This window comes from Stenotrophomonas sp. STEN147, assembly GCF_056757995.1.
On record NZ_JBRRCG010000024.1, the window covers coordinates 33383 to 44816 of the forward strand.

The 11434-nt window shown below is 68.4% G+C and carries 7 protein-coding genes; 2 read left to right on the forward strand and 5 right to left on the reverse strand.

Annotated features, from left to right (window positions below; genetic code table 11):
* Positions 1–52: 52 nt before the first annotated feature.
* The 4 genes from ACVOKU_RS17435 to ACVOKU_RS17450 all read right to left on the reverse strand — a co-directional run bounded on the left by ACVOKU_RS17435 (position 53) and on the right by ACVOKU_RS17450 (position 5813).
* Complete coding sequence (locus ACVOKU_RS17435; RefSeq protein WP_481560501.1) at positions 53–997, reverse strand: glycosyltransferase family 2 protein; 945 nt, start codon at positions 995–997, stop codon at positions 53–55.
* Positions 994–1986: a glycosyltransferase family 2 protein gene (locus ACVOKU_RS17440; protein WP_481560502.1), complete on the reverse strand. Its 993-nt coding sequence runs from the start codon at positions 1984–1986 to the stop codon at positions 994–996. The genes ACVOKU_RS17435 and ACVOKU_RS17440 overlap by 4 nt, the downstream gene beginning before the upstream one ends.
* A gap of 68 nt (positions 1987–2054) precedes the next feature.
* A complete protein-coding gene (locus ACVOKU_RS17445; RefSeq protein WP_481560503.1) occupies positions 2055–3626 on the reverse strand; it encodes a hypothetical protein in 1572 nt (523 codons plus the stop codon).
* A gap of 30 nt (positions 3627–3656) precedes the next feature.
* Positions 3657–5813: a bifunctional (p)ppGpp synthetase/guanosine-3',5'-bis(diphosphate) 3'-pyrophosphohydrolase gene (locus ACVOKU_RS17450; protein WP_053518941.1), complete on the reverse strand. Its 2157-nt coding sequence runs from the start codon at positions 5811–5813 to the stop codon at positions 3657–3659.
* 129 nt (positions 5814–5942) lie between these two features.
* On the opposite strand from ACVOKU_RS17450, the gene ACVOKU_RS17455 reads away from it, so the two are divergent.
* Positions 5943–6479: a hypothetical protein gene (locus ACVOKU_RS17455; RefSeq protein ID WP_065174777.1), complete on the forward strand. Its 537-nt coding sequence runs from the start codon at positions 5943–5945 to the stop codon at positions 6477–6479.
* A gap of 46 nt (positions 6480–6525) precedes the next feature.
* Here the strand turns inward: ACVOKU_RS17455 and hrpA are convergent, their stop codons facing one another.
* Positions 6526–10608, reverse strand: coding sequence for an ATP-dependent RNA helicase HrpA (gene hrpA, locus ACVOKU_RS17460; protein WP_481560504.1), 4083 nt, complete (start codon positions 10606–10608; stop codon positions 6526–6528).
* Positions 10609–10695: 87 nt separating this feature from the next.
* Here hrpA and ACVOKU_RS17465 point away from each other — a divergent pair, with 87 nt between their 5' ends.
* Positions 10696–11244 carry a Dps family protein gene (locus tag ACVOKU_RS17465; protein WP_053518946.1) on the forward strand — a complete coding sequence of 183 codons (549 nt, stop codon included), beginning with the start codon at positions 10696–10698 and terminating at the stop codon, positions 11242–11244.
* The last annotated feature ends 190 nt before the right edge of the window (positions 11245–11434 follow it).

An 11434-nucleotide genomic window follows, 5' to 3' on the forward strand; every position in this document is an offset into this window, starting at 1 on the left:
AGCGGAGTCTACCCCAGCCCTTTCCCCAAGACAGGTTCGATCGGTCGTCCGTTCAGCGATGGCCCGGCGGCAGCGGGCCGGTCCGCCCGCGGATGCCGTCCCACAGCCCCTTCAACATGAACCGCAACCGAATCCAGCGCGGCGCGAGGAACAGCCCGTTGCCTACCAGCTTCAGCAGCAGGCGTGGCACGTCCTGCGCGATCCAGACCCGCGGCGTATAGGCGCGCCCGTACAGCAGCACGCGGTTGCGCATGATGAAATACAGGCGGAACGGCTTGTGCACGATCACGCCGTCCGGCTTCGCCCGCGACGGCAGCAGTTCCTCGCCGATGCTGTGGCTCATCTGCGCATCGCAGATTCCGTACAGCGCGTGGCCACTGCGTTTGGCGCGGAAGCACCAGTCCATGTCCAGGTTGTCGATGAACAGGCTTTCGTCCATCGCACCGATGTTACGCAGCGCGGACATCGGCACCAGCGATCCGGACGTGATGAGGAAGTCGCAGGAGATGCGCTGGCCCGGGCCGCCACGCAGCTTGTGGTTGAAGGGGAAGCCGAAGCGGACGAACGGGGCCAGCATGCCGCTGCGTGCGTCGCGGAACTGCGGTCCCACCGCAGCGATCCGCTCATTGACCGCCAGCTCGACCAGCGCGGTGCCCAGCACGTCGACCATGCCTGGCTCCAGCACGCTGTCCTGGTCCATCAGCAGCACGTAATCGAACCCCAACGACTGGGCCTGCTCATACGACCGGTTCAGCGCACTGCCGAGCCCGACGTTGTGCGGCGAGGCCAGCAGGCTGATGCCGGGCGCCGCGCCCAGCAGCGCTTCCACATCCACGCCACGGCTGCCGTTGTCGAACACCACCAGATGCCCGACCTGCTGCAGCACGCTGTCGACCACCCGCCGCAGCAACTCCGGATCGGGGCCATAAGTAACGATCACGGCGCAGACGCGGTGCGCGTCGAAGGCAGCACGCGCTGCCGGCATCTGCGAAGTCATTGGATTCCCTGCACGAGGTCGCTGGCCGCCGAACGCAGGCCGTTGGAAAAACGATGATAGCGGCCACTGCCCAGCTCACGGGCGATGTGCAGCATGCGGGACGGCAGCCGGCTCGGCGCGCAGGCCCGTGCCTCGGCATGGCGCAGGCGCTGGTCCAGTGTCGCCAACTGTGCGGCATCCAGTGCCGGCCGGCCCAGCCGCGCCTGCTCCTGCAACGAACGCAGGCGGGCCAACGCCGCTGCGAGATAGGTGCGGCGCGCGGAACCACTGCCCACGGCCCGCTCCAGCAGCCCGCGCTGGCGCGCGCCCACCTGGTTGTCGCCATGCTGCCGGTAGTCGGTGGTGATCGCTTCGATGCTGTCCAGGCCACCACTTGCCGCCGCCACCAGCGCCAGCCATTCGTCGTGGATCCAGCCCTTGGCCACCGGCAGCGCCTGCGTGATCAGGCCACGCCGCAGCGCGGTCACGGCGCCGGTCACCAGATTGCGGCCCATCAGCAGCTCGAAGCCTTCACCGCGGTGTTCCCGGTCCAGGTCGCGGCGGCTGATCGACAGCGCCTGGAACAGGGTCGCCGGCAGCGGCCGGCCCTGCGCATCGACCAGCCGTGCATCGCTGTGCAGCAGTTGTACCGTGGGCCGCGCGGCGAACGCCTGCAGGAAGATGGCGACCTTGTCCGCATGCCACACATCGTCCTGGTCGCACAGGAAGACGATGTCGCCGCGGCAGGCCGACAACGCGGTTTCGAAATTGCGCACGTAACCGACGTTCTGCTCCTGCTGCCGCAGTACCACCTCGATGCCGGCCGCACGCAGCGCTTCAGCCTCGTGCAGGAGCACGGCCCAGGTACCATCGGCAGAAGCATCGTCGACCACCACCACCTGTGTCGGCAGTACGCTCTGCGCGGCGATGCTGCGCAGTTGGGCGGCGACATGGCGCTCACCCTGCCAGGTACACAAGGCAACGGAGACGGTGGGTGCGACGCTGGACATGTTCTGGGGAGCGGCCGGAGCGGCTGGACTATACCCGACTGGCACCACCGGCACGAATGGTCGTCGCATCAGCGCGGCTGCGGCTCGCCACCGGCGCGCCGCAGCCGCTCCTCGAACGGCGGCAGTTCGGCCAGATCCGGTTGCAGCTGCCGCGCCTGCTCGGCGGCGTGCGCGGCAAATGCCAGATCGCCACTGCCCAGTCGTTCGCTGCCGATCGCCAGCCAGCGCTGGGCCAGACGCAGCCGTGCGGGCGGCAACCCGGCGTCGGTCGGCGCCAGCGTCTGCCACGCCTGCAGACAGGCCCCGGCAGCCTGCACCCGGTTCTGCCGCAGATTGTCGTCGAAGCACTGGCGGCTGGCCGGCAGCAGCCGCGTGGCGGCCGCTTTCACGCGGGTGTCCCGTGGGGCCAGCGACTGCGCTTCGCGCAGCGCATCGAAGGCGCTGTGCCCGGGGGGGCTGATCCATTGCCCTGCACGCTCGGCGCGTTCGACCCGACGCAGGTGATCACGCAGCTGTCGCTCGCGCTGGCTGTTGCTGATCGACGGCTGCTGCAGGGCCTGCTGCGCCTGCCGTGCACGCTGCAGGCGCTGCTCGAGCTGCTGCCTGGCCGCTGCCGAGGCACCCAGCGACGCTGCCAATGCGGCATCGCGCTGTGCCGCCTCGAACTGGAAGTCATCGGCCCGCTTCTGGCTGCGTGCGAGGACCGCCTGCAGTGTCTGCTCCCGGCCGCGCTGGGCACTGGGATCGTCGGCCGCCACCGCCAGGACCGCCTGGAAGCCCGCCGCCGCCGCTTCCAGCTGCTGTCGTTTCAACGCACGCTGCGCCTGCCGCAATCGCTGATCCATCGCCTGCGCCAATGCTTCCTGGCTGGCCGGCAGGTCGGCGTGCCCGGCATCGAACTGACGCGCCCGCTGCACCACCGCCGCCGCATCGGCCAGATCGCCGCGCGCGGCCAGGGCACGCGCCTGCTGCAGCAGGTCACTCAGTGCATCCTCGCGACCTTCCAGCGCCGATAGATTGTCCGGCTGCAGGGCCAGGATGCGCTGGAACATCGGCAGGGCACTGCTGTCGCCGTCATCCAGGCGCCCGGCGGCGAGTGCGTTGCGCGCCTGCGCGAGCATCGCGCCAATCCCTGCCCCGGCCGTCCGACGTGCCAGCAGCTGGCGCGCCAGCGCATCGGTCTGGCTCTGCGGCACCTGCAGCTCGCGTGCCAGCGCCAAGGCCTGCGCACTGGCGTCCAGATCCCCGGCCTGCAGCCGGTCCCGCGCCTGCTGCAACGCAGCGGCACCGGTCCGTGCCAGGCCCTCGCGGGCCTGAGGGCGATCGCCGTCGAGCGCAAGCGCGGCCTGGTAGCGCTCGCGCGCACCACTGCCATCGGTGGCGGTCAGCCGTCCCGCCGCCAGCGCACGATCACCTTCGGCCAGCAGCTGTTCGATCTGCGGTTCGTCCCAGAACCAGTCCGCCAGCGGCTTGCGCAGCAGCACCAGCAGCACGAACACCGCCATCGCCGCCACCAGCGCCCAGCGCCAGACCCGGCGCGCATGCCGCGCCTGCAGCCACCACCAACGGCCTTCACGACGGACACGGTCCAGCGCAGGATGTTCGGCGCCGTGAGGGCGATGCGGAGGCTCGCGTTCCATGCGTGCAGGTTAGCCGGGGGGGCGTGAAGCTCAGCCGAGGCGACGTGCCTCGCTGACACCGGGCAAGGCATCGAGCTTGCCCAGCAGCGTCGACAGCTGGCCGTAATCGCTGACCTTCAGCCGCAGACGCAGGTGGGCGCGACCGCTGTTGCGCACGTTGTCGCTGTGGATGTCGAGCACGTAGGCGTCTTCCTGGGCGATCAGGTTGGTGATGTCCTTCAGCAGCCAGCGGCGATCGACCGCATCGACCACCACGTCCACTTCGTAACCGCCGCCCGCCTGCCCCCATTCCACCGGCAGGATGCGTTGCGGGCTGGCCGCGGCAAGGCGGGCCAGCGCTGCACAGTCTGCGCGATGCACCGTGACACCGCGGCTACGGGTCAGGTAGCCGACGATGGGTTCGCCCGCCACCGGCTGGCAGCAGCGTGCCAGCTGCACCAGCAGGTTGCCCACGCCCTGTACGGTGAACTTGGACTTGCCCAGGTTCTCGCGCCGTGCGGTCGGGCGTGGCAGGGTCGGCGGCGGCGCTGGCTGGCTGGCCGCACGTTCGGCCTCCAGCAGCGCGCGGCTGATCTGGTTGGGGCCGGTATCGCCCAGCGCGACCTGGATGTACAGGTCGTCGACGCTGTCGGCATGGAACTTCTTCGCCGCGGCCGCCAGATCCGAATGCTGCAGCCCGAGCCGCTTGAGCTCGCGTTCCAGCAGTTCGCGGCCGGCCTGCACGTTGCGCGCGCGGTCGAGCTTGTGGAACCAGCTGCGTACCTTCTCGCGCGAGCGGTTGCTGGCCAGGAAGCCGTTGGCCGGTATCAGCCAGTCGCGGCGCGGATCGGCCTCCTTGCCGGTAAGGATCTCCACCCGGTCGCCGCTGCGCAGGCGGTAGGTCAATGGCACGATGCGGCCGTTCACCTTGGCGCCGCGGCAGCGGTGTCCCACCATGGTGTGCACCTGGTAGGCGAAGTCCAGCGGTGTGGCCCCCTGCGGCAGATCCAGCACTTCGTCCTTCGGGCTCAGCGCATAGACGCGGTCCTCGGTGAGCTCCGCATCCAGTGCCCCGGCCAGTTCATTGCCCTGCCCGTCCTGCGCCTGCTCCAGCAGCTGGCGCATCCAGGTGATCTTGCGGTCGAAGGACTTTTCGGCGCCCTTGCCACCCTCCTTGTACTTCCAGTGCGCGGCCACGCCCAGTTCGGCCTGCGCATGCATCTCGTGGGTACGGATCTGCACTTCGATGGTGCGCCCTTCCGGGCCGACGACGGCGGTGTGCAGCGAACGGTAGTCGTTGGCCTTGGGTCGGGCGATGTAATCATCGAACTCGCTCGGCACCGGTGCCCACAGCGCGTGCACCACGCCCAGCACGGCGTAGCAGGCCGCGACGTCGTCGACCATCACCCGCACCGCACGGATGTCATACAGCTGGTCGAACGCCAGCCGCTTCTTCTGCATCTTCCGCCAGATGCTGTAGATGTGCTTCGGCCGCCCGCTGACCTCGGCCTTGATGCCCTGGGCCGACAGTTCGCGCGAGAGCACCTTCTTGACGTTCTCGACGTAACGCTCGCGGGCGATGCGCGTTTCATCCACCTCGCGGGCGATGCGCCGGTAGGTGTCCGGCTCCAGATGGCGGAACGCCAGGTCTTCCAGCTCCCACTTCAGCTGCCAGATGCCCAGGCGGTTGGCCAGCGGGGCATGGATGTCGCGGGTCAGCTGGGCCAGCGCGCGGCGCTGCTCCTCCTCCAGCCTGTCGGCCGCGCGCATGCGCGCCAGTTGCCGCGCCAGCAGGATCGGCACCACCCGCAGGTCGCGGATGATCGCCAGCAGCAGCCGGCGCAGGCCCTCACTGTTGCGTCCGGCCTCGCGACCGGCGTGCAGCGCCCATACCGGGTCGGCCGCGTCCTGGCCGTCGAGCAGGCCGATCACCGCCGCCCGGTGGCTGCCAAGCGGCAACTGCTCCAGGTGGGCGCGCAGGCCGGGCAGGTCGAACAGCAGGGCCGCGACCACCGCGCCTTCGTCCGCCGAGAGCATTGACAGGGCATCGAGGGTGTCGCCCAGCACCGACCAGCTGGCGCGCATCTGCGTGTCAGTCCCGGCAGCTTCCCAGTACTCGCGCAGGGCCTGGCGCAGCGGAGCGGGCAGCACCGCTGCCGAGGGACGGTTCAACAAGGCATCCAGGCCGGGGACGGAAGCGCGGTTCACAGCATCGAGCAGGCAAGACAGAGGCCCCTACACTAGCGCCGGCACCGTTCAGGGACAATCGCCATCGCTGCATCGCCGGGCATGAGCACATGCCGCTACACTCGCGGGCAAACCCCGGAGAGACCTGTCATGCCTTCCATTGTCCTGCGCGCCCGTCCACGGCTGCTGGCCTGTGCCGCCGTGCTGCTATCCCTGTCCGCGCCCGCCCTGGCGCAGCGCGTGGTGGAGGGCGATCTGCAGCAGCAGATGTCACCGGCCGAGTTCAAGGCCGCCGGCCTGGACAAGCTCAGCGCCGCCGAACTGGCCTCGCTCAACCGCTGGCTGCAGGGCAAGGTCGAAGCCGCTGCCACCGAGGCGGTCGCCGCCGTGCGAGAGGAAGCGCGCGAGGAGGGGCGACAGGAAGTGATCCGCAAGAACCGTGGCTTCTTCGACTTCGGCAGCAATGAGCCGATCACCGGTGTGCTGCAGGGCGAGTTCCGCGGCTTCGGCAAGGGCCGCGTCTATTCGCTGGACAACGGCCAGCAATGGGAACAGACCGACACGACGTCAATTTCCGGTGTCCGCAGGCAATCGCCCAAGGTCAGCATCACCCCGGGCGTGATGGGTGTGTGGTACCTGAAGGTCGAGGGCGTCAATACCCAGCCCAAGGTCCGTCGCACCAAGTAACGCGCGACCTGTCCGAATGCAGCCGGGCACTGCCCGGCTGCACGCTTCATGCCTGGCGCAGTGCCGCCACCCGCTGCGCCAGCTTCTTGGCCGAGATGCCGGTGCGCGCCCCCAGTTCCTGGGCGAACAGCGAAACCCGCAGCTCCTCCAGATCCCAGCGCAGCGCCTGCCACTGTGGCCGCTCGCGCAGGCCCTGCTGTTCACCGGCAGCCAGCGCCTCCAGGAACGGATGCAGTTCCAGCATGCGCGCCTGGTCACGTGGCGGGTCACGCTTGGCACGTTCGGTGCGAAGGATCATCGCCTTCAGGTAACGGGGATACTGGGCCAGCGCATCAGCCGGTGTGTCGCGCAGGAAGCCGGGGTGGATCAGTCCCGCCAGCTGCGCTTCCATGTCGTCCAGGTTGCCCCGTGCCCAGCCCATCAACGGCGCTTCCAGCATCGGCTTCAGTTCCGCCACCAGCGCCAGGATGGTCTCGGCCAGCTTCAGCCGCGACATCGCCTCGCCGAACAGGGCCTTGGCTGCATGCTCGCGGCGCTGTTCGAAGGCCGCCGCATCGCGAATGCCTTCCAGTCCTTCGGCCAGCACGGCGTTCATCGCCGCATCCACCAGATCGCCTCGCAGGCGCTCCTGCGATTCGATCGCCGCATACAACAGGCCCGTCTTGGCACCAACCGGCAGCTGCTTGCGGGCCTGCTTGACCTTGTCGGCCAGCGCGATCTCCAGCAGGCGGCGCACGCCCAGTGGGTGGGCCTCCTCGGCCTGCTGGCGGTCGGCGAAGATGCGCAGGGCCACACTGTCACCCTCGTCCAGCAGCGCTGGATAGGCGGGCACGCCCGCCTCACCGGGTACCTGCAGTGGAATCGGCGCAGCCGGGAAGGTGCGCAGCCCATCGGCCGCCATCTCGCGACCGGCACGCGCGGCAAAGGCATCACCGGCTCGGCCGCCGAATCGCGCCCGCAACGCGTCGAGGTCGCGTGAGGTGGCCAACACCTTGCCCTGCTCGTCGCGCAGTCGCAGATTCATGTGCAGATGCGGCTCGATGGAATCCGGCTCGAAATCAGTCGCCGCGACCGGGGCGCCGGTCGCGCGCGACAGGAAGCGTGCCAGTTCGCCGGTGATCGCATCGGCACTGGCATTGGGGAACGCCTCATAGAACGCACGGCCGAAATCCGGGGCCGGCACATAATTGCGGCGCATCGCCTTGGGCAGGCTGCGGATCAGCGCTGCCGCCTTGTCGGCGACGAAGCCGGGCGCCAGCCAGCCCAGCTGCACTGGATCGAGCGCGTTGAGCAGGTGCAGCGGCACCTCCAGGGTGACACCATCATCGTCGGCACCTGGCTCGAAACGGTAGTGCAGCGGCAGCCTTGCCTGGCCCAGCGGCAGATACTTCGGATAACGCTCCTGTTCGCTGCCTTCGCCCGGCAGCAGGTCCGCCAGCGTCCAGTGCAGCCCCTTGCGCTGTGCGGGCGGCAGTTCCTTCCACCACGCGTCCAGGCCGGATGCCGAATGGATGTGGGGGGGAACCCGGTCCAGATACCAGCGCGCCTGCCAGTTTTCATCGGCAACGATGCCGGCCCGGCGCAGCTTCGCTTCTTCCTCGCGCGCCACCTCCAGCACCTTCTGGTTGTCTGCCACGAAACTGGCGCGGGTGTTGATCTCGCCGGTCACCAACGCCTGCCGCACGAAGATGTCGTGCGCCTCGCCGGGTGCGATGCGTCCGTAATGCACCGGCTTCTTCGGCGCCAGCACCAGACCGAACAGGCTGATCTGTTCCGATGCCAGCACCTGGCCCTGCGCACGCGACCAATGCGGGTCGAAGTGCTTGCGCAGGAGCAGGTGCGGCAGCTCGGCAATCACCCAGTCCGGCTCGATCGCCGCCAGGGTCATGCCCCACACCTTCTGCGTGTCGAGCAGGTTGGCCACCAGCAACCAGGGGGGTGGCCGCTTGGACAGCACGGAACCGGGGAACGGCAGGAAGCGGCGCTGGCGCGGCGCGAGGAAATCCCCCTTCTCGGTGCGATGGCCGATCTGCGTAGGCAGGCCCGCCACCAGTGCACGATGCAGCGTCTGATAGGCCGAAGCCCGCACGCGTTCACTGAAGCCGCCGCCGGCAGGCGCCTGCTCTTTCTGCACCCGCGCCGCCACCGGCGCCGGCACGGCCTCTGCCTTGCCCTCGCGGGCCAGGCGGGCAGCGCGGTGCAGCTGGCCCCGCGTGGCTTTCACCGCTGCCGCGTCATCACGTGCGGCCGCCGGCGCACTGCTGCCCGCCAGCAACGGTGCCATCGAGGCTTCCACGGGCTCTTCCTTCCAGCCCAGTTCCTCGCACAGCAGGCGCAGCTGGCGATGCAGCTCGCGCCACTCGCGCATGCGCAGGAATCCAAGGAAATGCCGCCCGCACCAGTCGCGCAGCTTGGACTGGGTCAGGTCTTCATGGGCCTGCCGGTAGGCATCCCACAGGCGCAGCACGCCGACGAACTCGGAGCGGCCGTCGGCGAACTGGGCATGCGCGGTGTCGGCGGCCCCCCGTGCCTCGGCCGGTCGCTCGCGCGGGTCCTGGATGCCCAGGAACGAGGCGATCACCAGCATCGGCCGCAGGCAGCCGGCCGCCTGTGCCGCCACCAGCATGCGTGCCAGCTTCACATCCACCGGCAGGCGCGCCATCTGCTTGCCGATCGCGGTCATGCGCCGCTCGCTGTCGATCGCGCCCAGCTCGGTCAGCTGCTGCCAACCGTCGGCCACCGCACGTTCGTCCGGTGCTTCCAGGAAAGGAAAATCCTCGATGCGGCCCAGACCCAACTGCAGCATGCGCAGGATCACCCCGGCCAGGCTGGAGCGGCGGATCTCCGGATCGGTGAACTCCGGCCGGGCCTGGAAATCGGCCTCCGCATACAGGCGGTAGCAGATGCCCTCGGCGATACGGCCGCAGCGGCCCTTGCGCTGGTTGGCGCTGGCCTGCGAGATCGGCTCGATGTGCAAGCGGTCAAGCTTGTTGCGCGGGCTGTAACGCTTGACGCGGGCGAAGCCCGGATCGACCACATAACGGATACGCGGCACCGTCAGCGAGGTCTCGGCCACATTGGTGGCCAGCACGATGCGCCGGTTCGGCCCGGGGTTGAACACCCGGTCCTGGTCCTGGTTGGACAGCCGCGCATACAACGGCAGCACCTCGGTATTGCGGTACCGGCGCCGCTCCAGCGACTGGTGGGCGTCGCGGATCTCGCGTTCACCCGGCAGGAAGATCAGCACATCGCCCCGCGCGTCCAGGCGCGTGATCTCGTCGATCGCCGACACGATCGCATCGTTGACGGTGCGTTCGCCCTCCTGCTCGCCCTCGCCTTCCAGCGCGCGGTAGCGCACCTCGACCGGATAGGTACGGCCCTCCACGCTGATCACCGGCGCGTCGTCGAAATGCTGGGCGAAACGGTCGGTGTCGATGGTAGCCGAGGTGACGATCAGTTTCAGGTCCGGCCGCTTGCGCAGCAGCTGCTTCAGATAGCCGAGCAGGAAGTCGATGTTGAGGCTGCGTTCATGCGCTTCATCGACGATGATCGTGTCGTAGTTCGACAGCCAGCGGTCGCTGGCGATCTCCGCCAGCAGGATGCCGTCGGTCATGAACTTGATGCGGCTGTCCTCGCTGACCTTGTCGTTGAAGCGCACCTGGTAGCCGACCAGCTGGCCCAGCTCGCTCTGCAGCTCCTGTGCCACGCGGCTGGCCACCGCGCGTGCGGCGATCCGGCGCGGCTGGGTGCAACCGATCATGCCGGCCTGGCCACGGCCGGCGGCCAGGCAGAGCTTGGGCAGCTGGGTGGTCTTGCCCGAGCCCGTTTCGCCCGCGATCACCACCACCTGGTGATCCCGGATCAGCGCGATGATGGCATCGGCTTCACGCGCAATCGGCAGCTGGGGGTCCAGAGTAATGGCTGGTTGCTGCTGCGCCCGTTTCTGCCGGCGCTGCACCGACGCCTGCAAGGCCTGCTCGAAGGTAGCAGCCAGTGCCGCATCCTGTGGCTTGGCCTGGCAACGCGAGAGCATCCCCAGCAAACGGCCCCGGTCGCGGCTCATTGCGCCGTCGATGGCGGCGCGCTGTTGGCGCAGGCGGGACTGCGGCATTTTGTCGATAGCGTTCATCAATCGGTTCGTTTAAAACTTTGAAAGCAAACAGTCGTCAAGACTGATTTATTGTGAAGACCAACGATTCCACAAAGGAGGAACCCCATGGCGAAGACCAAGAGCCCGACCAAGGCCAAGACCGGCAAGCAGAAGCTTGCCGCTGCGGCGCCGTCGGCCCCCAATATCGATATCGGGATCACCCAGGGCGACCGCAAGAAGATCGCCGACGGTCTGTCGCGCTTCCAGGCTGACGCGTTCACGCTCTACCTGAAGACGCACAACTTCCACTGGAACGTGACCGGGTCGATGTTCAACTCGCTGCACACCATGTTTGAAACACAGTACACCGAGCAATGGGCGGCCCTGGACGATGTGGCCGAGCGCATCCGCGCGCTGGGCTTCAATGCCCCGGGCTCCTACCGGGAGTTCGCTGCGCTGACCTCGATCGCCGAGGAGCCGGGCCTGACCGACAGTGCGGACTGGCGGGAAATGGTACGCCAGTTGGTGGTCGCCAACGAAGCGGTCTGCCGTACGGCACGTGAAGTGCTGGAGGTGGCGGCCAAGGGCGATGATGCCCCGACCGAGGATCTGATGACCCAGCGCCTGCAGACCCACGAGAAGTATGCGTGGATGCTGCGCTCCCTGCTGCAGTAAGGGTTGGGGGGTGTTCGGCAGGGCTGTGCCCTGCACCTGCTGCAAGCCAATGCAACGTCAAAGGCAACAGCCGGCTCTGGGCTGTCTGCTTATTGGGCGGGGCGGTGTGGGCTTGCAGGACACGCCGTAAACCCGTCCATGGGGGCTCGATGGCGCCATCCATGGCGCCAACGGTCCTGCAAGCCCACAC